Source organism: Roseburia amylophila (genome assembly GCF_025567465.1).
Lineage (GTDB): Bacteria > Bacillota > Clostridia > Lachnospirales > Lachnospiraceae > Roseburia_C > Roseburia_C amylophila.
This window is the reverse complement of record NZ_JAOQKI010000015.1, coordinates 37,569-58,704: the sequence shown is the minus strand read 5'-3', so window position 1 is coordinate 58,704 and position 21,136 is coordinate 37,569. Positions and strand designations below refer to the sequence as shown.

The window sequence follows — 21,136 nt, the reverse complement described above, 5'->3', positions numbered from 1 at the left end:
CAAGGTCAAGCGAAGAAGAGCGCAGGGTGGATGCCTTGGCACTAAGAGCCGATGAAAGACGTGATAAGCTGCGAAAAGTCACGGGGAGGAGCAAATATCCATTGATCCGTGAATGTCTGAATGGGGAAACCCACATGAGAATACCTCATGTATCCATACGCCAATCCATAACGTATGGAAGGGAACCCGGTGAACTGAAACATCTAAGTAGCCGGAGGAAGAGAAAGAAAAATCGATTTCCAAAGTAGCGGCGAGCGAAATGGAAAGAGCCCAAACCGGAGTGCGTGCATTCCGGGGTTCGGACCGCATAATTGATTCAGCAATTCCAGCAGAACTGTTTTGGGAAAGCAGACCAGAGAGGGTGAAAGTCCCGTAAGCGAAAGAAGAGCTGACATGGCGGTATCCAGAGTACATCGAGACACGAGAAACCTTGATGGAATAAGCGGGGACCACCCCGTAAGGCTAAATACTACTTAGTGACCGATAGCGCATAGTACTGTGAAGGAAAGGTGAAAAGGACCCCGGGAGGGGAGTGAAAGAGAACCTGAAACCCTGTGTTTACAAGCTGTGGAAGCACTTTATATGTGCGACCGCGTACTTTTTGTAGAACGGTCCGGCGAGTTACGCTTACTGGCGAGGTTAAGGACTTAAGGTCCGGAGCCGAAGGGAAACCAAGTCTTAACAGGGCGGTTATAGTCAGTAGGAGTAGACCCGAAACCGGGTGATCTATCCATGTCCAGGTTGAAGATGCCGTAAAAGGCGTTGGAGGACCGAACCCACATCCGTTGAAAAGGGTGGGGATGAGGTGTGGATAGGGGAGAAATTCCAATCGAACCCGGAGATAGCTGGTTCTCCTCGAAATAGCTTTAGGGCTAGCCTCGTTTTAGTCTTGTGGAGGTAGAGCACTGAATTTCCGCGGGGGCGTCAAAGCTTACCAAAGAATATCAAACTCCGAATGCCATTAAGATGATGAACGGGAGTCAGACTGTACGAGATAAGTTGGACAGTCAAAAGGGAAAGAGCCCAGACCACCAGCTAAGGTCCCAAAGTGTGTGTTAAGTGGAAAAGGATGTGGGGATTCAAAGACAACTAGGATGTTGGCTCAGAAGCAGCCATTCATTCAAAGAGTGCGTAACAGCTCACTAGTCGAGAGTCCCTGCGCCGAAAATGTCCGGGGCTGAAACACAACACCGAAGCTGTGGAATCATACCTAGTATGATTGGTAGAGGAGCATTCTTAAGACCGACGAAGCTGTACCGATAAGGAGCAGTGGAGGGATAAGAAGAGAGAATGCCGGAATGAGTAGCGAGAGGAAGGTGAGAATCCTTCCGGCCGAATATCCAAGGATTCCAGGGTAAAGCTGATCTGCCCTGGGTAAGTCGGGACCTAAGGAGAGGCCGAGAGGCGTATCCGATGGACAACAGGTTTAGATTCCTGTACCACATATGGTCAGAACTGTGGGGACGCAGAAGGAAAGCATGAGCCAGGAATGGAAAGACTGGTACAAGCAGAGGGGATGGTGTGCTGGCAAATCCGCACACGAAAGTCCTTGCTGTGATGTGGAGCGAACTAAAGTAGCGAAGCATGCGGACCGGCTGCCGAGAAAAGCCGCTATTGTGCCATATGTGCCCGTACCGTAAACCGACACAGGTGGATGAGGAGAGAATCCTAAGGCCGACGGAAGAAGTATTGTTAAGGAACTCGGCAAAATGACCCCGTAACTTCGGGAGAAGGGGTGCCTGAGAAATCAGGCCGCAGAGAATAGGCTCAAGCAACTGTTTAGCAAAAACACAGGTCTATGCAAAACCGAAAGGTGAAGTATATGGGCTGACGCCTGCCCGGTGCTGGAAGGTTAAGAGGAGAGGTTAGCGCAAGCGAAGCTTTGAATTTAAGCCCCAGTAAACGGCGGCCGTAACTATAACGGTCCTAAGGTAGCGAAATTCCTTGTCGGGTAAGTTCCGACCCGCACGAAAGGCGTAATGATTTGAGCACTGTCTCGACAATACATCCGGTGAAATTGAAGTACCAGTGAAGATGCTGGTTACCCGCGCCAGGACGGAAAGACCCCATGGAGCTTTACTCCAGTTTGGTACTGGGATTCGGTACTGCATGTACAGGATAGGTGGGAGACGAAGAAGTTAGGACGCCAGTCTTAACAGAGTCGCTGTTGGGATACCACCCTTGCAGTATTGGGTTTCTAACCAGCCGCTGTGAACCAGCGGTGGGACAATGCCAGGCGGGGAGTTTGACTGGGGCGGTCGCCTCCGAAAGGGTATCGGAGGCGCTCAAAGGTTCCCTCAGAATGGTCGGAAACCATTTAAAGAGTGCAAAGGCAGAAGGGAGCTTGACTGCGACACCGACGGGTGGAGCAGGTACGAAAGTAGGACTTAGTGATCCGGTGGCATAAAGTGGGATTGCCATCGCTCAACGGATAAAAGCTACCCTGGGGATAACAGGCTTATCACTCCCAAGAGTTCACATCGACGGAGTGGTTTGGCACCTCGATGTCGGCTCATCGCATCCTGGGGCTGTAGCAGGTCCCAAGGGTTGGGCTGTTCGCCCATTAAAGCGGTACGCGAGCTGGGTTCAGAACGTCGTGAGACAGTTCGGTCCCTATCCGGCGCGGGCGTAGGATATCTGAGGGGAGCTGGCCTTAGTACGAGAGGACCGGGCTGGACGGACCACTGGTGCATCAGCTGGATACCAAATCCATAGCTGGGTAGCCAAGTCCGGAAGGGATAAACGCTGAAGGCATCTAAGCGTGAAGCCCCCCCCAAGATGAGATGTCCCTGTCTATAAGACAGTAAGACCCCTGAAAGAGTATCAGGTAGATAGGGCAGAGGTGGAAGCACGGTAACGTGTGGAGCTGACTGTTACTAATCGGTCGAGGGCTTGACCAAAGCAACTCGGAAACAATCTGTATGAAGTTTTGAAGGTATGTTACAAAACAAACCTATTGTGACGTACTTGTACGTCATTTTAGCATATAGGGGTGTAGTTCATCGGTAGAATAAGAGTCTCCAAAACTCCAGAGGAGGGTTCGATTCCTTCCACCCCTGTTCTTAAACAGAAAGTATATTTTATACTTTCTTTTTTTTACTTTACAGGAAATTGCTTTCCTGTAAAGTAAAAAACGCTCTGCGAGGATGCACACTGCGGCGTATAAGGTAGATGTCGCAAGCGACCGCCGCAGGCGCGAGAATGTGCCAAGGCACATTCTTTGTTATGCGAGTAGCGAGAAACTCGCAAAGCATGTTTCTCGTAGTTGTGTCAAGTATTCGTAAGAAGCTACCGGCAGACTTAGCATGAATTCACAAACAGCTATTAGCAGTAAATTTTGTATAAAAAAGAAAAGTGGTATAAAATAGACAAAGAGTGTTAAAATCTAAGAGAAAGCAATGAAAGAGAAGTTTTATAAAGGGCAGTCTACTGACATAGAAGAAAATATGTGATGAATGAAAACAGGATTGTGAGGAAGGGAGCTGTAAGAGAAATGAACAGGTATTGGTTGCATGCGGCATCAGGAGAACTTTCTTTAGCAAGGGATAATGGGAAAAATATAGAAAAGGAATCAGAACCGCAGATAATACTATTAAATATGGAAGAATTTCAGCAATTAGAAGGAAATTATCCGCATCGAAAGAATCTGATTAGCAGCATGCGTTTTATCCGCTATAGCAAAGTAGAGGCATTTCATGAATGTGTACAGGGGATTATACATGTACCAAAACAGGGAAGTAAAAAGGAAAAAGAGTTTTCCTTTGGCTTTTATCTCTTTGAAAATAAACTATTTTTAATAGAAGAAGATGAGGAATTACAGGAAATATTGGCAAAGGTCAAAAATGATATGTTTGATGGCTGCACACTTCATATGGTGTTGCTCTTTATTTGTAATGCATTAATTGACAATGATATTCTTTATCTGCAAAAGATAGAGGAAAATTTGGAGAAAGTAGAGGATGTTGTAATTAAGAGGATACCGGAGCATTTTAATGAAGTAATTATGCGTTATCGGAAGCAGCTTTCAGAGAGCCGGGCATATTATGAACAGTTGATGAATATGGGAGATTTCATGCAGATGTATATGAACCGGGAGTCTTTAGTAGAAGAGGAACAGGGCTGGGAACGCTATATGAATCGTGTGGAACGGCTGCATAATTACGTAGAGACAATCCGCGAGTATTTACAGCAAATCCGTGAAATGTATCAGACGCAGATTGATATTCACCAGAACCGGATTATGAGTATTCTGACCATTGTAACAACTCTCTTTTTGCCATTGACACTAATTACAGGCTGGTATGGAATGAATTTTCCGGGAATGCCGGAATTTCAATGGAAATATGGTTATCTGGCAGTAATCGGAGTGTCCGTTCTTCTTATTATTATAGAGATAGTATATTTCAAGAAAAAGCGGATCTGGATATCTTCGAAAGACGTAATGTAATGAGTGCAAGCGAGTCAACATACTTGCATGATTGACAATCAGTGAAATTAATGAGTGATACAATCACGTTATAATACACAAAATGTCCACTTATATGGAAAACAGCTGAATGTACGGAAAAAAGTGCAATAGTAAGTATTATGTAAATGTTATGTGTAGAAAGAAGTTTAGGAATAATGATGGAATTTGGAGCTTTTTTGAAGACTTTTGAAGGAATGCGAGGCTTATTACCTTATTTTTTGACACAAAAATTTGTGAAAAACGATAAAAAATATTGACTGAGTAAAAAAAAACTTGTAAATGTGACTAAAGTACCATAAAAAACGACAAAATGTGACAGGCAAACTGATTTTGGTAAGACCAAAATGGAGAAAAACAGAAAAATTTATTGTGTAAAATGCTCATAAAATTCATATACTAAGATGGTAAGCGAAAATTGACAAAAAAAAGAAATGATGTCATAATGCTCAAGAATCAAAAGTAAATCAGTTTATTTTTTTGAGGATGGTGAAAAAAATGAATGAAAAGAAAATCAAATTAGCTGGCACAGAAGAGGTTAGAGACTTTGTACGTGAGGCAGGAAAATGTGATTTTGACATTGATATTTCATACAATAGAGTAATAATTGACGCAAAGTCTTTTCTTGGAGTATTAAGTCTTGATCTGAATCGAGAGCTTACTGTTAAGTATGGCGGACATGATATGAACTTTGAGAATGTATTAAGCAAGTATGCAACTGCTTAAATGATGGCACAGGTTTTCTGGCAGCCAGAAAATACAGGTTCATAAGGTAAGAAGAAATACCGGGTAGCGGACAATTTGGATATTGTCTTTTCTATCTGGTATTTTTTTGTTATTATGAAATGAGAATAAGTTTTAATTCCTTTGAAGTCTGCTAGAAAAATGAGATTTTTCAAAAATTGATAAATAGAAAAAATAGTGAATAGCGTAAATAGAAATAAGTATAAGATGGGATGAAATGAGGTGACAGCGGAATGGAACGTGAGCAGATAAGAATATCGGTACGAAATCTGGTGGAGTTTATCTTGCGTTCCGGAGACATTGATAACCGTAGAGCCAGTCTTGATACGATGGAAGCCATGCAGGCGGGCAGCAGACTCCATCGGAAGATTCAAAAGAAGATGGGAAGCACTTACCATGCCGAGGTTCCTTTAAATATTATCATTGAGGAAGAAAATTATGAGCTTGGAATCTGGGGACGGGCAGACGGCATTATAATAGAAGAAACAGTTACCATTGATGAGATAAAAGGCGTATATTTAAGCCTTGACTTATTGGAAGAACCCGTAAAGGTACATCTGGCACAGGCAAAGTGCTATGCGTACATATATGGAATCCAGAATGATTTACAGAAAATCAATGTTCAGATGACATATGGAAATCTCGATACCGGAGATTTAAAATATTTTTCTTATGAATATAGCATGCAGCAGCTGCAGGAATGGTTTTCAGATTTGATTTTAAAATATAAGAAATGGGCGGATTTTCAGTATGAGTGGCGGAAGAAACGGCAGGCATCCATTAAAGAACTGGCATTTCCGTTTCCGTACCGGGAGGGACAGAAAGAGTTGGCTGCCGGGGTTTACCGTACGATAGCCAGAAAAAAGAATCTGTTTATTCAGGCACCCACCGGAGTAGGCAAGACCATTTCTACATTATATCCGGCAATCAAAGCGGTGGGAGAAGGATTAGGTGATAAGATTTTTTACTTAACTGCCAAGACTGTTACCGCAAATGTGGCAAAAGAGACCCTTGGCATTTTATGTGAAAAGGGTTATCGGGCAAAGAGTGTGCAGATTACAGCGAAAGAAAAATTATGCCCTTGTGAGGAAGTGGACTGTAATCCCGTAAGCTGCCCTTATGCAAAGGGGCATTTTGACCGGGTAAATGATGCGGTTTACGATTTATTACAGAAAGAAAATAATATGACAAGAGAAGTTTTGCTGGCACATGCAAAAGAATATCAGGTCTGCCCGTTTGAAATGTGTCTGGACACGGCAACCTGGGCGGATAATATTATCTGCGATTATAATTATGTCTTTGACCCGAATGTGTATCTAAAGCGTTTTTTCGCAGATGGCATCAAGGGTGATTACATCTTTCTGGTGGATGAGGCACACAATCTTGTGGAACGTGGACGGGAGATGTATAGTGCCGCCCTTGTCAAAGAGGATATTCTTGCGGTGCGGAAAATTATGAAGCCAAGAAGCTCTGCCATTGAGAAAGAACTGGGTAAATGCAATAAGCTGATGTTGGAATATAAGAGAGAATGCGAAACTTATCAGATTTACGAAAGCATTCCGAATCTCATTTTCTCCTGTATGCGTCTTGCAGCAAAAATCGAAGAATATATGCAGAAGAATCCGGAGTTCCCGGGGCGGGATGTGGTTCTTGATTTTTATTTTGAATTGAGAAATTTCTTGAATATCTATGAGCGTGTGGACGAGCATTATGTAATTTACGGGCAGCATGATGAAGAGGGCAGATTTGTCATAAAGCTTTTTTGCGTGGATCCATCCTTTAATCTGCAGGAGTGTCTGGATAAGGGAAATGCTACGATTTTCTTCTCGGCAACGCTGCTGCCGGTTCAGTATTATAAGGAGCTTTTGACGAATAAAACGGATAATTATGCGGTTTATGCAAAGACAACATTTTCTCAGGATAAGAGACTTTTGTTAATCGGAAATGATGTCAGCAGTAAATATACCAGAAGAACACCGGAAGAATACGGAAGGATTGCAGATTATATTTATCGTACAATAAAGAAGAAAAAGGGCAATTATATGGTGTTTTTCCCATCCTATCTTTTCCTGAAAAAAGTGCATGAGGCATTTGAACTGCGGACGGATGAAACAATTACCTGCATCTGTCAGGAATCCGGCATGCGGGAAGAAGAAAGAGAAGCTTTTTTAGAAGCATTTCAGGGAGAAAAAGAGGAGTCACTGGTGGCATTTTGTGTCATGGGCGGAATCTTTGGTGAAGGAATTGACTTAAAGAGGGAGCAGTTGATTGGCGCAATTATCGTAGGAACCGGTCTGCCGCAGATTAGCAATGAGCGGGAAATTTTAAAAGATTATTATGATAAGAAAGAGGGCATGGGATTCGACTATGCCTATCGGTATCCGGGGATGAATAAGGTACTTCAGGCAGCGGGACGTGTTATCCGGACTGCAGAAGATGTGGGAATTATCGAGCTTTTGGATGAACGCTTTCTGCAGAATGATTATCAGCGGCTGTTCCCAAGAGAGTGGGAACAGCGGAGTGTGTGCCAGCTATCTAATTTGGAAGAAAAGCTGGCTACCTTCTGGGAGGAAAAGCATTTATAATGTCGGCAGCAGATTTAAGAATTCTTCTGTGGAAGTAAGAATCGGCAGATTCGGATTTACGGAGACAGCAAGCTGTCTTCGTGGAAGAGGTTCTAAAGTTTTTAAGATAAACAAATCCTTAGATTCATGTTTCAAGCAATAGTCCGGAATGCAGGCGATACCAAGACCGATACGGGCAAGGTCAATCAGAAGGTCATTACTGCTCAGTTCAATTTCCGGAATCAGCTCCAACTGATGGGAAAGGAAGAGATTGTGCATGAATTCGCTGGTGGTACTCTTGTTATCGAGCATCAGCAGAGGATATTTTGTTAAATCCCGGAAACTTAATTCCTGTTGTTTTAAATTAAAGTAGGATGGATTCGCAATAAATACATCCGTAAAATCCAGTACCATTTTGCGGATGTAGGATTGATTTAATCGTACATTCGGGCAGTTGGTAACGGCAATATCGACTTTTCCCTGCTCTAAGAGGTCAACGCAGCCAAGAGAGGTTGCATTGGTAACCTTGATGGGAACGCTGGGAAATTTTTTATGAAATTCTTTTAAATAAGGTACTAAAAAATAGCGGCAGATAGTATCGCTGGCAGCAATATGAAGCTGCCCCAACCCAAGAGTATTGGATTCTAAGAGCTGGTTTTCCCCGCGGGCGATGAGATTCATGGCAGGCTCAATGTGTTTTAACAGAACCTGTCCTGCCGGAGTAAGCTGGACTTTCTTGGTGCTACGGATAAAAAGCGGCTGCTCTAATTTCTTTTCTAAGGTCTTGATGGACTGGCTTACTGCAGACTGGGAAATGTAAAGCTGCTTGCTGGCTTCCGAGAAGCTTAAGGAAGTAGCAACGTGGTAGAATACTTTATATAATTCGTAATTAATATCCATAACGGCTCCTTTGTCATATCAGAATGCATATCTTACATATTTTCCTTTATTATAAGTGACGCTTATAACTGTGTCAACATTAGTAACTCTTATAAATAAAATTAAATATATTAATTGTTCTTATTCATAATGCCGTGCTATAATGAGCATAAGAAAGTAAACATTCAGGAGGTAGAAGATGAGTAAGGTAAGAAGAGTGTATGTAGAGAAAAAAGACGCTTACGCAGTACGCGCCAAAGAGTTACATGCAGAGATTAAGAGTTATCTTGGAATCAGCGCAGTAGATAAGGTACGTGTCCTGATTCGTTATGATATTGAAAACATTTCTGATGATGTATATAAAAGAGCAGTTCAGACTGTATTTTCAGAGCCGCCGGTAGATGATGTCTATGAAGAGAATTTTGAAATGGGGGATGGAAAAGTATTTTCCGTTGAATTCCTTCCGGGACAGTTCGACCAGAGAGCAGATTCTGCAGAGCAGTGTGTGAAGCTTTTAAAAGAGGATGAAGAGCCGGTTATCCGTACCGCAACAACGTATGTTATTTACGGAGATATTAACGCTGAGCAGTTAGAGGCAATCAAGCATCACTGCATCAACCCGGTAGATTCCAGAGAGACCGGCATGGAGAAGCCTGAGACTTTGGTAACAGAGTTTCCGGAGCCTGCAGATGTTAAGATTATGACCGGATTTAAGGATATGCCGGAGCAGGAATTAAAAGCACTCTATGATTCCCTTGGACTGGCTATGACATTCAAGGATTTCTTACATATTCAGAACTATTTCCATGGAGAAGAAGATAGAGACCCATCCATGACCGAGATTCGTGTGCTGGATACCTACTGGTCAGACCATTGCCGTCATACCACATTTTCTACCGAGCTGAAAAATGTTGCATTTGAAGATGGTTTCTACAAAGAGCCAATGGAAAAGACATATGAGGATTATCTTGATACACACAAGAAAATGTATGAAGGCAGAGATGACAAATTTGTCTGCTTAATGGACATTGCATTAATGGCAATGAAGCGTCTGAAAAAAGAAGGAAAATTACAGGATCAGGAAGAGTCCGATGAGATTAATGCCTGCTCTATCGTAGTGCCTGTTGAAGTAGATGGCAAGACAGAAGAATGGCTTGTAAACTTTAAAAATGAGACCCACAACCACCCAACCGAAATCGAGCCGTTTGGTGGAGCTGCAACCTGTCTTGGTGGAGCAATCCGTGACCCGTTGTCAGGACGTACCTATGTATATCAGGCAATGCGTGTAACCGGAGCTGCTGACCCTACCGTATCTGTAAAAGATACCATGGAAGGAAAGCTTCCTCAGAAGAAATTGGTTCGCGGCGCAGCACAGGGATACAGTTCCTATGGTAACCAGATTGGACTTGCTACCGGATATGTCAAAGAAGTATATCATCCGGATTATGTGGCTAAGAGAATGGAAATCGGAGCCGTTATGGGAGCAGCACCTCGTCGTGCCGTTCAGAGACTGACTTCTGATCCGGGAGATATTATTATCCTCTTAGGCGGACGTACCGGACGTGATGGCTGTGGTGGAGCAACCGGTTCCTCCAAAGCACACAATACAGAATCCATTGATACCTGTGGAGCAGAGGTTCAGAAAGGTAACCCACCTACCGAGCGTAAGATTCAGAGACTTTTCCGCAGAGAAGAAGTTGCCCACATTATTAAGAAATGTAATGACTTTGGTGCCGGTGGAGTGTCCGTAGCAATCGGAGAGCTTGCAGACGGATTACAGGTTGATTTGGATAAAGTACCTAAGAAATATGCCGGACTGGACGGAACAGAACTTGCTATTTCCGAGTCTCAGGAGCGTATGGCAGTTGTTGTTGCACCGGAAGATGCACAGCAGTTCTTAGATTATGCAAAAGAAGAAAACTTAGAGGCTGTGAAAGTTGCCATTGTAACCGAAGAGCCAAGATTAGTATTGTCCTGGAGAGGAAAAGAAATTGTAAATCTTTCCAGAGCATTCTTAGACACCAACGGAGCACATCAGGAGACTGATGTAAAGGTAGAGCTTCCGGTAAAAGAAGAGAATTATTTAAATAAAATCGGCACAAAGGCTGTAGAAGAAGCAGTTGCAGCAGGCGATATGAAAGCAGCATGGTTAAATGAATTAAAAGACCTTAACGTATGTTCCCAGAAGGGTCTCGTAGAAATGTTTGACGGTTCCATCGGAGCAGGCAGTGTATACATGCCATATGGTGGAAAATATCAGTTGACCGAGACACAGAGTATGGTTGCAAAACTTCCGGTTATGAATGGAAAATGCGATACAGTAACCATGATGAGTTACGGATTTGATCCATATTTATCTTCATGGAGCCCATACCATGGAGCAGCTTATGCAGTATTAGAGTCTGTTTCCCGTATCGTAACAGCCGGTGGTGATTTCCACAAGATTCGTTTCACATTCCAGGAATACTTCCGCAGAATGTCGGAGGAGCCAAGTCGTTGGAGCCAGCCATTTGCAGCACTGCTTGGTGCTTATAATGCGCAGATTGGTTTCGGACTTCCATCCATCGGTGGAAAGGACTCCATGTCCGGTTCCTTCAATGAAATTGATGTACCGCCAACACTGGTATCCTTTGCAGTTGATGTAGCAAAAGAAAAAGATGTTATCACACCGGAGCTTAAGAAAGAAAATGATAAGCTGATGTTATTTACCATCGAAAAAGATGCTTATGATATGCCGGATTACGCACAGGTTATGAAGCTTTATGATGCAATTCATGAAATGACTGAGACAGGCGTTATCGTAGCAGCTTATGCATTAGACGGAAAAGGTCTTGCAGCAGCAGTCAGCAAGATGGCATTTGGTAATAAACTTGGCGTTACTGTAAATGCAGATGTAACAAAAGAAACATTATTTGCACCGGGCTTTGGAAATATCGTAGCAGAAGTTCCGGAAAATAAAGTTGTAAAAGCACAGGAAATTCTTGCAGCAGCAGGCCTTGCAGCGAACGGAGCTGTTGTGGGTGCAGTAAATGACAGCAAGAACTTTATCTATGGTGATATGAGCATTTCCATGGATGAAGCAATCGAAGCATGGGGACAGACTTTAGAGAAAGTATTCCCAACCAGAGCAACCACCGGAACAGAAGAAGTGAAGAGCGGACTTTACGATACCAAAGACATTTACGTCTGCAAGCACAAGGTTGCCCGCCCACATGTATTTATTCCGGTATTCCCGGGAACCAACTGCGAGTACGACAGTGCGAAAGCATTTGAAAATGCAGGTGCAGATGTAACCGTAAAGGTATTTAAGAACTTAAATGCAGAAGACATCCGTGATTCTGTTGATGTATTTGTAAAAGCAATTGATGAAGCACAGATTATCATGTTCCCTGGTGGATTCTCCGCAGGAGATGAACCGGAAGGCTCAGCAAAATTCTTTGCAACAGCATTCCGTAATGAGAAGATGAAAGAAGCTGTAAACAAGCTTTTAAATGAGCGTGACGGTCTTGCACTTGGTATCTGTAACGGATTCCAGGCACTGATTAAATTAGGTCTGGTTCCTTACGGCAAGATTACACACCAGAGACCGGATTCACCGACTCTGACCTACAATACCATCGGACGTCATATTTCAAAGATGGTATATACCAAGGTAGTGACCAACAAGTCCCCATGGTTAGCACAGGCTGAGCTTGGCGGCGTATACTGTAACCCGGCATCTCATGGAGAAGGTCGTTTCGTTGCTCCAAAGGAGTGGTTAGACAAGCTTTTCGAGAATGGTCAGGTGGCAACCCAGTATGTAAACGAAGCCGGTGTTCCAACCATGGATGAAGAGTGGAACGTAAACGGTTCTTACATGGCAATCGAAGGTATCACCAGTCCGGACGGACGTGTCCTTGGTAAGATGGCACATGCAGAGCGTCGTGGAGAGTCTGTTGCAGTCAACATTTACGGCGAGCAGGATATGAAGCTGTTCGAAAGTGGAGTAGCATACTTTAAATAAAATAGTAAAATAAAAACCGAGCGGTTCTGTTAAAAGCAGAACCGCTCGATTGCGTATGCAACACCATCTTCTTCATTGGAAAGGGAAATGAAATCAGCCGAATCTTTTAAGAGCTGTTGCGCATTTCCCATGGCAACGCCAATGCCGGCAGCTTTGACGATATCAAGATCATTTTCGCTGTCACCTACCGCCATGGTATCTTCCATGGAAATGTGGAGGTAATCACAGAGGAATTTAAGTCCTTTGGATTTGGCAATGCCGCATCTGGTAACTTCTAAGTTATGAAAACCGCCGGACACATAAGTGACTTCCGGGAAGGTGTCTAAGATTTCTTTTGTTTTTTCTCTTGTGGTATAGCTTCCATCTGCATCCGGTGCAAAGTTTAAAGTCAGTTTTGAAACACAAAGTTTATGTTCTTCGATATAAGCAGCTAAGTCAGTAATCGTCTTCCGTGTGGTCTGGATATATTTTTTTAAGGAATCCGGAATATCTAATAAGTTGGTAAGCTCGCTGGTGGAAAACTGGGTATAGCCGTCACCATTGATAAAGGCATCGATATGAAGATACTGCGTATAGAGCTTGCGTAACAGCCGGACACTTAAATCGGTATCCATGCTTTCATCTAAGAGCAGTTCCTTTTCCGGGACGCGGTATACCGCAGAACCGTTGGCAGTAATGGCATATTGGATGCCAAGCTCCTTCATTTCATCCACAGGAAGACCGATATAAGGCCGGCCGGTGGAGATAATAACGGTAATCCCGTTTTCTACGGCTTTTCGAATCATTTCTTTATTATAAGAGGTAATGACACCGTCTTTATTATAGAGGGTGCCATCAATGTCTAAGGCAATTAGCTTTACTGAATTCATCAAGTGTACTCCTTTGTATTTGAAAATATCATTGTCAATGAATAACAGTGTAGCACAGAAAATGAAAAAAGCAAATCACCGGATTAAATTTATATTTTTAAGTTGCAGGAAAAGGAGTTTACATATATAATTAGTAGGAATTCAAATGTGAGATAAACTGGAGCATACTATGAATATAAAGGAATATATCAAAGAACAAAGACTGATAACCGATGGTGCCATGGGCACTTATTATGAGGAAAAATACAGCGAAGATACCGTGATTGCAGAAAAGGAGAATCTTAAGAATCCGGAGCAGATTAAGGAGATTCATTTAGAATATCTGCGTGCGGGAGCAAGGCTGATCCGCACCAATACATTTGCAGCAAATACCATGTTTCTTGCAGATATGCAGGAAGTAAAAGAGACAGTCCGGGCGGGCTATGAGATTGCAAAGGAAGCAGTAACCGCATTTCAGGCAGAAAATGGAAAAGAGATTCCGGTATTTATCGGAGCAGATTTAGGACCGATTTATGATCTTGACCATCAGGACTATGACAATGTGTTACAGGAGTACAAAGAAATTTGTGACACCTTCCTTTCTTGTGGCGCAGACTGTTTTGTATTTGAGACACAGAGTGACTTTACCTATATTGAGCCGGTGACGGCATATATCAAAGAAAAATCAGACGCATTTATTCTGGTGCAGTTTGCGTTTGACAAGAGTGGATACACCCGCTCCGGTCTTTCCATGCAACGTGTGGCAGTAGAAGCTTCCGAGATGGAAAATGTGGATGCCTATGGATTTAACTGTGAACTGGACAGTACCCATATGTATCAGTTTATGAAGAACCTGAAGTTCTCCAGTGACAAATTCGTATCAGCACTTCCAAATGCAGGGTACCCATATACTTTGCGAGGAAAGACAATCTATTCCAATAATGCATCTTATTATGCAGAAAAAATGAAGGATATTGCAGCCCTTGGCACAGATATTTTAGGTGGCTGCTGTGGAACCACACCGGAATATATTGCTTTGCTTTCTGGCGAGTTACAGGATGTGCCGAAGGCAGCAAAGAAAATTGAAAATGTAGTAACGCAGGAGGTTACAAGAACTCCATCTATTTTTGAAGAGAAGCTTTCCCATGGGGAGAAGGCTTATATTGTAGAATTGGACCCGCCATTTTCCGAGGATGCATCCAAGGTTATGAAAGGAGCAGAAGATTTAAGAAAATGTAATGTGGATCTGATTACCCTTTCCGATTCCCCAATGGCGCGGGCGAGAATGGATGCCGGACAGCTGGCAGTGAAAATCCAGCAGAAGACCGGTGTGGCAGTAATGCCACATATCAGCTGCCGTGACCGCAATGTGATTGCGTTGCGTGCAGGTCTTTTAGGCATGCATATGAATGATGTCCGCCATTTCCTGATTGTGACCGGAGACCCGGTTTCAAGGGCAGACCGCGAAAGAGTGACTTCTGTTTTTGATTTCAATTCCATCAAACTGATGCAGTATGTTAAGGAAATGAATTTAGAAGTTTTTGCACAGGAGCCGGTTTATTATGGTGGTGCACTGAATTATCATGGCGCCAATCCGGATGCGATTATTGAACGGATGAAGCGTAAAGCGGAAGCAGGATGCGGTTATTTCCTGACACAGCCGGTATATACCGAGGAAGATGTGGAAAGACTGACTTATATCAAAGAACACATTGACACCAAAATCATGTGCGGTATTATGCCGCTGGTAAGCTATAAGAATGCAATGTTTGTGAAAAATGAGATGCCGGGCATCCATGTTTCCGATGAAATTGTAAACCGGTATCGGGAAGATATGACAAGAGAAGAGGCAGAAGAAGTGGCAATTGAATTATCTGTTGAAATCGCAGCAAAATTATATGATATTGCAGACGGATTTTATTTTATGACACCATTTAACCGGACGGGCTTAATTGCGAGAATTATTGAGGCAATCCGACAGGAGGAAGAACGCAGATGACAAGAGAGGAATTTAAAGAATTAGTAAAAAATGGACCGGTTATCTTAGATGGTGCAACCGGAAGCAATCTTCAGAATGCAGGAATGCCGGTAGGAGTCTGTCCGGAGCAGTGGATTTTAGAGCATCCACAGACCATGATAGATTTGCAGCGGGCTTATGTGGAGGCTGGAACACAGATTCTTTTGGCACCGACCTTTACTGCAAACCGCATTAAATTAGAAGAATATGGACTGGCAGATAAGCTGGTAGAGATGAACCAGCAATTAGTTGCCATTTCCAAAGAGGCAGCAGGCGGAAAAGCGCTGGTAGCTGGTGATATTACCATGACCGGTCAGCAGCTTTATCCGATGGGTGAATTGCAGTTTGAAGAACTGGTAGATATTTATAAAGAACAGGTCAAAGTTGTGGCAGATGCGGGAGTAGACTTGTTTATCATTGAGACCATGATGAGTCTGCAGGAAACAAGAGCCGCTGTGCTGGCAATCCGTGAAACCTGTGATTTGCCGATTATGGCAAGTATGACTTATAACGAGGATGGCAGAAGCTTGTATGGAACAGATCCGGTAACTGCGGTAGTTACGTTGCAGAGTCTGGGTGCTGATGCAGTGGGAATGAACTGCTCCACAGGACCAGAGGAAATGTTAGAGCCGATTCGCCAGACCGTAGAATATGCTTATGTTCCTGTTTTGGCAAAGCCAAATGCCGGATTACCGGAATTAGAGGATGGTGTAACGGTATACAAGACCACACCGGAAGAATTTGCGGAAGTTGGTGCAAAATTAGTCGAAGAAGGCGTTTCGATTATTGGTGGATGCTGTGGAACGACCCCGGCACATATCAAGGCATTGGCAGATAAAGTAAAACCAATGGGAATCCATCATGTGGAAGCACCAAGACGAAGAGTGCTTACTTCCGAGCGTAAGACGGTAGAAATTGATTTGGACGGACCATTTATGGTAATTGGTGAGCGGATTAATCCGACCGGAAAGAAGAAATTGCAGGCAGAGCTTCGGGAAGGCAGCCTTAATATGGTTCGTGATATGGCACGGGCGCAGGAAGAAAATGGTGCAGCCATTCTGGATGTCAATATGGGTATGAATGGAATTGATGAGAAACAGATGATGTTAAATACCATTCATGAGGTTACTTATACGGTGGATTGTCCGCTTTGTATCGATTCATCCCATGTGGATATTATTGAAGCAGCACTTCGTATTTATCCGGGACGAGCTTTGATTAACTCTATTTCCTTAGAAAAAGAGAAATTCGAAAAATTGCTTCCGATTGCAAAGAAATATGGAGCAATGTTTATTTTGCTTCCGCTTTCTGACGAGGGACTTCCAAAAGACGCAGAAGAGAAGCGGCAGATTGTCCGTACCATTTTAGATGCCGCCTTAAAAATCGGTCTTCATAAAGAAGATATTATCGTGGACGGACTGGTAGCAACGGTAGGTGCAAATCCGCTGGCAGCATTGGAATGTTTTGATACCATCCAGTATTGTAAGGATGAATTGAGCCTTGCCACAGCCTGTGGACTTTCCAATATTTCCTTCGGTCTGCCGGAACGTATTTATGTAAACAGTGCATTTCTTACCATGGCAATTGCAAAAGGACTTACGATGGCAATTGCAAATCCATCCCAGGATTTATTAATGAATGCGGCAGTGGCTTCGGATATGCTTTTACATAAAGAAGGTTCCGATATCTGCTATATCAATCGGATGAACCAACGGGCACAGAAGGAAGCTCCGGCAACCGTTAACGCAGCTTCGGCAGGCGCTTTAGAGCCGGCAAATCCGGTATTTGATTGTGTATTAAAGGGAAATAAGGGCAATATTTTAAAAGAAGTAGATAAAGCTTTGGCAGCAGGAGAAGAACCGGGAGCGATTATTAATGGACAGTTGATTCCTGCCATTAATGAAGTAGGTGTTCTTTTTGACAAACAGATTTATTTCCTGCCGCAGCTGATTTCCAGTGCGCAGACTATGCAGCATGCCATTGAATACTTGGAGCCAATGCTTTCCAAAGATAAGGACGCAGAGCCAAAGGCAACCATTATTATTGCAACCGTAGAAGGTGACATACACGATATCGGTAAGAATCTGGTAGCACTGATGCTCCGTAACTATGGTTATCGTGTCTTAGACCTTGGCAAGGATGTGGCAGCGGATATTATTGTGGATACAGCGTTAAAAGAAAATGCCCAGATTATCGGACTTTCTGCCCTGATGACCACTACTATGATGCGTATGAAGGATGTGGTAGAACTGGCAAAAGAGCGCGGCTGCAACAGCAAGATTATCGTCGGTGGCGCAGCAATTACACAGAGCTTTGCAGATGAAATCGGTGCAGATGGCTATTCCCCGGATGCAGCTGATTGTGTAAAACTGGTAGAACGTCTACTGGAAGAAATGTAAATTTTTATTTTGGGAGGTTTTTGATATGGTAAAGATAATTTCAGATAGTACCTGTGATTTATCTGAAGAACTGGTAAAACGTTATGATATTACCATTCTTCCGCTTCACATTTTATTAGGTGACGAAGAATATCTGGATGGAGTAAATATTACTCCGCAGGAGATTTTTGACTGGTCGGATGAACACAAGACCACTCCAAAGACTTCAGCACCATCCGCAGAGCAGGCAGTAGAATTGTTAAAGCCTTATGTAGAAAAAGGTCAGGAGGTTATCTGTTTTGCCATTGCATCCGGGATGTCTTCTTCCATGAATGTGATGCGTCTTGCAGCGGAAGAACTGAATGCGGAAAATCTGGTGACTGTAATCGATTCAGCAAACCTTTCTACCGGTATCGGACTTCTTGTCATAGAAGCAGCCGAAATGGCACAGCAGGGAAAGAGCGCGGCAGAGATTACTGCACGCATTGAAGAATTAAAGCCTCTGGTTCGGGCAAGCTTTGTGGTAGACACCTTAACCTATCTTTATCGTGGTGGCAGATGCAGTGGACTGGCTGCCTTAGCCGGAGGTGCATTAAAGCTTCATCCGCGGATTGGTGTTGAGGATGGTAAGATGGGACCGGGCAAGAAATACCGTGGCAATATGGAAAAGGTTGTTCTCTCTTATGTGAAAGACATGGAAGAAGCAATGAAGAATGCCCGGCCGGAACGTGTATTTATCACTCACGCCGGCAGTGCACCGGAAATTGTAGATAAGGTACGGGCTTATCTCAATGACCTGCATGTCTTTTATGAAATTTTAGAAACAAGAGCCGGTGGTGTAGTATCCAGCCATTGTGGACCGGGAACACTGGGTGTTTTGTTTATTGCGAAGGAGTAGGGAGAAGGAGAGATGTATGATTTGCAAAGGTATCTCATAAGGCAGGTATCCGGCAGCTTGACAGAATTATTGGAGTAATTTTGAATCTTGAAATATTTTCAAAAATTTTAAATATTTCAAAAATATTTTTGAAAAAGTGCTTGACTTCACTATTCCTATATAGTATACTAGCAAAGCGGGTTGCAGATGAGTAACCCGCAGGAATATGGGATCTTAGCTCAGCTGGGAGAGCATCTGCCTTACAAGCAGAGGGTCACAGGTTCGAGCCCTGTAGGTCCCATTCCAAAACAAATAATTGAATATGGCGGAATAGCTCAGTTGGCTAGAGCACACGGTTCATACCCGTGGTGTCGAGAGTTCAAATCTCCCTTCCGCTACTGAAAAAGAATCTTGCAGATGCAGGATTCTTTTTTTGCGAGTAGCAAGAAAAAATCTGGCATCAGGAAAGAACTGCAGGTGGTGAATTCTGTCGGTGCGTGGGCAGCGAAGAGTGCTTCTAGTCTAGTTCCCGTATAGAACAGTTGTGATTGGGCAAAAAAGCTGGAAACAGCCGTTGCTTTGCCCAATCTAGCTCAGCAAAGCTGCGATTTTCAGAAGCGGAAAGCGCCGCACTGTAGCAAATTGGGCAAAAAAAGCTGGAAAAAGCCGTTATTTTACCCAATCTGACTCAGTAAAGTCACAATTCCGGGAAGCCAGAAGCATTGCACCGTAGCAAATTGGGTAAGAAACACTGCAAACAGAGTGTTTCTTACCCAATTTCTTGTAAAGCCCTTACCTACCTGCTTCTATATTTAAAAATAGCTTATGGCTCCTGAAAAAGCCCAATCCCAGGCGGATAGTAGCTGAAGATAAAAAACAGAATTGCAAGAATTACCAGGCAGGTAAGAAGCAGTCCCCTGCGATTGGCAAGTTCGCGGTTATCTTTCAGGAACCATCCGATAAGAAAGGCACCCAGAACACTGATGTAGAAAATAGCAATATCAATTGCCATGACAGAGAAGCCCAGCACACCGGTGTATGTGTAGAAGAGAATTGGAATCAATGCCAACCCAACCAGCGTCCCAATGGAGAGTGCTACTGGAATCGGACTTTGTTCCGGCAGTTTGAAAAAGAGAAAAAGCACAAGAACCAGCATTGGAAAGAAAAGAAGCTTCATGTGCTCCCAGGTGGATTCATTCCATGGTGTAAAAAGCCGTACGATGGAATTGTTACCGGACCATTCATAGACGAAATGTAATAGGGATCCAATCACAGACACAAAGAGAAAACCCCAGATAAAAAGTTTTTTAGAATTCATAAAAATACCTCCTGAAACTATAGTATGATGCAAAACAGGAAATAATATGAAAAAAGAAATCTATAAACAGCTATCAGAAAATACCTCCAGTGTGGTATAATGTCCATAAGCATTGAGCAGTGCCAAAAACAAGAAAAATCCAGATTGGCTGCTTGCAGACAAAACTGGATTTTCCTTGTTTTTGATAGGGCGAAAGCCCGAGAGCGGGAAGGTGCTTTGCAGCTTCCCGCGTGCACTGCGGAGCTGTACCGAGATAGGGCGAAAGCCCGAGGGCGGGAACAGAGGAAAGTTGAAAAGAAAAAAAGAAAGCAGGTAATCACATGCGAGTAGGAATGGGATATGATGTTCATAAATTAGTAGAAGGAAGAAAATTAATCATAGGCGGAGTGGAGATACCGCACAGTCTTGGCTTGCTGGGACATTCGGATGCAGATGTATTGTTACATGCCATCATGGATGCGTTGCTGGGGGCAGCGGCTTTAGGAGATATCGGAAAGCATTTTCCGGATACAGACCAGGCATATGAGGGGATTTCCAGTATAAAATTATTGGAAGAAGTGGGACAGCTTTTAGAGAAAGAGAATTATGTCATTGATAATATCGATGCTACGATTATTGCCCAGAAGCCAAAGATGCGTCCACACATTGAGAAGATGGAAGAAAATATTGCACAGGCATTGAAGATAGACGTCAGTCAGGTAAATGTAAAGGCAACCACAGAGGAAGGGCTTGGCTTTACCGGAAGCGAAGATGGAATCAGCTCCCAGGCAATCTGTGCTATCTCAAGTATCTATGAAAACAGCATAGCAGTGGGAGGCAGTGAACGAAATTGTGCAGGCTGCCCGGGATGCGGAAAATAACTTTTCTATTGACAAAATGGCAATTCGTGCATAAACTAGTAGCGTAAAAAGAATTTAAAAATGATTCAGAAATGAATTGATAAATGCAGTGAACGGAAAGAGTAGTATACATGCGTGAATAAAAGAGAGAGACTGTCATCGGCTGAAAGCAGTCTTGATTCCAAAGTATATGAAGTGCATCCG

At 43.3% G+C, this 21,136-nt stretch carries 11 protein-coding genes, 3 tRNA genes, 1 rRNA gene and 1 other annotated feature (1 of these 16 running past the window's edge); of the genes, 12 read left to right on the top strand and 3 right to left on the bottom strand.

Features of this window, described 5'->3' with window-relative positions; all coding sequences use genetic code 11:
* Positions 1–3: 3 nt before the first annotated feature.
* The 5 genes from OCV43_RS10305 to OCV43_RS10285 all read left to right on the top strand — a co-directional run bounded on the left by OCV43_RS10305 (position 4) and on the right by OCV43_RS10285 (position 7,794).
* Positions 4–2,900: ribosomal RNA gene (locus OCV43_RS10305) — 23S ribosomal RNA — on the top strand.
* Between the two features lie 88 nt (positions 2,901–2,988).
* Positions 2,989–3,059: transfer RNA gene (locus tag OCV43_RS10300), tRNA-Trp, on the top strand.
* Between the two features lie 434 nt (positions 3,060–3,493).
* A complete protein-coding gene (locus tag OCV43_RS10295; RefSeq protein WP_262624041.1) occupies positions 3,494–4,447 on the top strand; it encodes a magnesium transporter CorA family protein in 954 nt (317 codons plus the stop codon).
* Positions 4,448–4,963: 516 nt separating this feature from the next.
* Entirely contained in the window at positions 4,964–5,191 is a 228-nt protein-coding gene (locus tag OCV43_RS10290) for an HPr family phosphocarrier protein (protein WP_117698613.1), read from the top strand.
* Positions 5,192–5,442: 251 nt separating this feature from the next.
* The gene (locus OCV43_RS10285) at positions 5,443–7,794 is read left to right on the top strand and encodes an ATP-dependent DNA helicase (RefSeq protein ID WP_262624040.1); all 2,352 of its coding nucleotides are present in this window, start codon (positions 5,443–5,445) and stop codon (positions 7,792–7,794) included.
* Here the strand turns inward: OCV43_RS10285 and OCV43_RS10280 are convergent.
* Positions 7,789–8,673: a LysR family transcriptional regulator gene (locus OCV43_RS10280; protein ID WP_022243377.1), complete on the bottom strand. Its 885-nt coding sequence runs from the start codon at positions 8,671–8,673 to the stop codon at positions 7,789–7,791. The two genes, OCV43_RS10285 and OCV43_RS10280, sit on opposite strands and share 6 nt — an antisense overlap.
* 178 nt (positions 8,674–8,851) lie before the next feature.
* Here OCV43_RS10280 and OCV43_RS10275 point away from each other — a divergent pair, with 178 nt between their 5' ends.
* Entirely contained in the window at positions 8,852–12,655 is a 3,804-nt protein-coding gene (locus OCV43_RS10275) for a phosphoribosylformylglycinamidine synthase (RefSeq protein WP_262624039.1), read from the top strand.
* A 29-nt stretch (positions 12,656–12,684) separates the two neighbouring features.
* Here the strand turns inward: OCV43_RS10275 and OCV43_RS10270 are convergent, their stop codons facing one another.
* Positions 12,685–13,524 (bottom strand): Cof-type HAD-IIB family hydrolase, encoded by an 840-nt coding sequence (locus tag OCV43_RS10270; protein ID WP_262624038.1) that lies wholly within the window; start codon positions 13,522–13,524, stop codon positions 12,685–12,687.
* A 169-nt stretch (positions 13,525–13,693) separates the two neighbouring features.
* Here OCV43_RS10270 and OCV43_RS10265 point away from each other — a divergent pair, with 169 nt between their 5' ends.
* From OCV43_RS10265 to OCV43_RS10245, 5 genes are all read left to right on the top strand, one after another.
* Entirely contained in the window at positions 13,694–15,502 is a 1,809-nt protein-coding gene (locus tag OCV43_RS10265; protein ID WP_262624037.1) for a bifunctional homocysteine S-methyltransferase/methylenetetrahydrofolate reductase, read from the top strand.
* Complete coding sequence (locus OCV43_RS10260; RefSeq protein ID WP_262624036.1) at positions 15,499–17,919, top strand: homocysteine S-methyltransferase family protein; 2,421 nt, start codon at positions 15,499–15,501, stop codon at positions 17,917–17,919. Before OCV43_RS10265 ends, OCV43_RS10260 begins: the two co-directional genes overlap by 4 nt.
* Before the next feature lie 25 nt (positions 17,920–17,944).
* The gene (locus OCV43_RS10255) at positions 17,945–18,796 is read left to right on the top strand and encodes a DegV family protein (RefSeq protein WP_262624035.1); all 852 of its coding nucleotides are present in this window, start codon (positions 17,945–17,947) and stop codon (positions 18,794–18,796) included.
* Positions 18,797–19,003: 207 nt separating this feature from the next.
* Positions 19,004–19,076 (top strand) — tRNA-Val (locus OCV43_RS10250).
* A 23-nt stretch (positions 19,077–19,099) separates the two neighbouring features.
* Positions 19,100–19,173, top strand: a tRNA-Met gene (locus OCV43_RS10245).
* A 425-nt stretch (positions 19,174–19,598) separates the two neighbouring features.
* On the opposite strand, the gene OCV43_RS10240 is transcribed toward OCV43_RS10245, so the two are convergent.
* Positions 19,599–20,093, bottom strand: a complete 495-nt coding sequence (locus OCV43_RS10240) for a DUF6512 family protein (protein WP_262624034.1) — start codon at positions 20,091–20,093, stop codon at positions 19,599–19,601.
* A 320-nt stretch (positions 20,094–20,413) separates the two neighbouring features.
* Here OCV43_RS10240 and ispF point away from each other — a divergent pair, with 320 nt between their 5' ends.
* Entirely contained in the window at positions 20,414–20,953 is a 540-nt protein-coding gene (ispF, locus tag OCV43_RS10235) for a 2-C-methyl-D-erythritol 2,4-cyclodiphosphate synthase (protein ID WP_117947785.1), read from the top strand.
* A 79-nt stretch (positions 20,954–21,032) separates the two neighbouring features.
* Positions 21,033–21,136: a binding site (T-box leader), on the top strand (it continues 115 nt past the right edge of the window).

Bases quoted from the DNA above. Each gene is read 5' to 3' on its own strand.
- OCV43_RS10295 (WP_262624041.1), top strand. From the start codon at position 3,494: ATGAACAGGTATTGGTTGCATGCGGCATCAGGAGAACTTTCTTTAGCA.
- OCV43_RS10290 (WP_117698613.1), top strand. From the start codon at position 4,964: ATGAATGAAAAGAAAATCAAATTAGCTGGCACAGAAGAGGTTAGAGAC.
- ispF (WP_117947785.1), top strand. From the start codon at position 20,414: ATGCGAGTAGGAATGGGATATGATGTTCATAAATTAGTAGAAGGAAGA.
- OCV43_RS10285 (WP_262624040.1), top strand. From the start codon at position 5,443: ATGGAACGTGAGCAGATAAGAATATCGGTACGAAATCTGGTGGAGTTT.
- OCV43_RS10270 (WP_262624038.1), bottom strand. From the start codon at position 13,524: ATGAATTCAGTAAAGCTAATTGCCTTAGACATTGATGGCACCCTCTAT.
- OCV43_RS10265 (WP_262624037.1), top strand. From the start codon at position 13,694: ATGAATATAAAGGAATATATCAAAGAACAAAGACTGATAACCGATGGT.
- OCV43_RS10240 (WP_262624034.1), bottom strand. From the start codon at position 20,093: ATGAATTCTAAAAAACTTTTTATCTGGGGTTTTCTCTTTGTGTCTGTG.
- OCV43_RS10280 (WP_022243377.1), bottom strand. From the start codon at position 8,673: ATGGATATTAATTACGAATTATATAAAGTATTCTACCACGTTGCTACT.
- OCV43_RS10255 (WP_262624035.1), top strand. From the start codon at position 17,945: ATGGTAAAGATAATTTCAGATAGTACCTGTGATTTATCTGAAGAACTG.
- OCV43_RS10260 (WP_262624036.1), top strand. From the start codon at position 15,499: ATGACAAGAGAGGAATTTAAAGAATTAGTAAAAAATGGACCGGTTATC.
- OCV43_RS10275 (WP_262624039.1), top strand. From the start codon at position 8,852: ATGAGTAAGGTAAGAAGAGTGTATGTAGAGAAAAAAGACGCTTACGCA.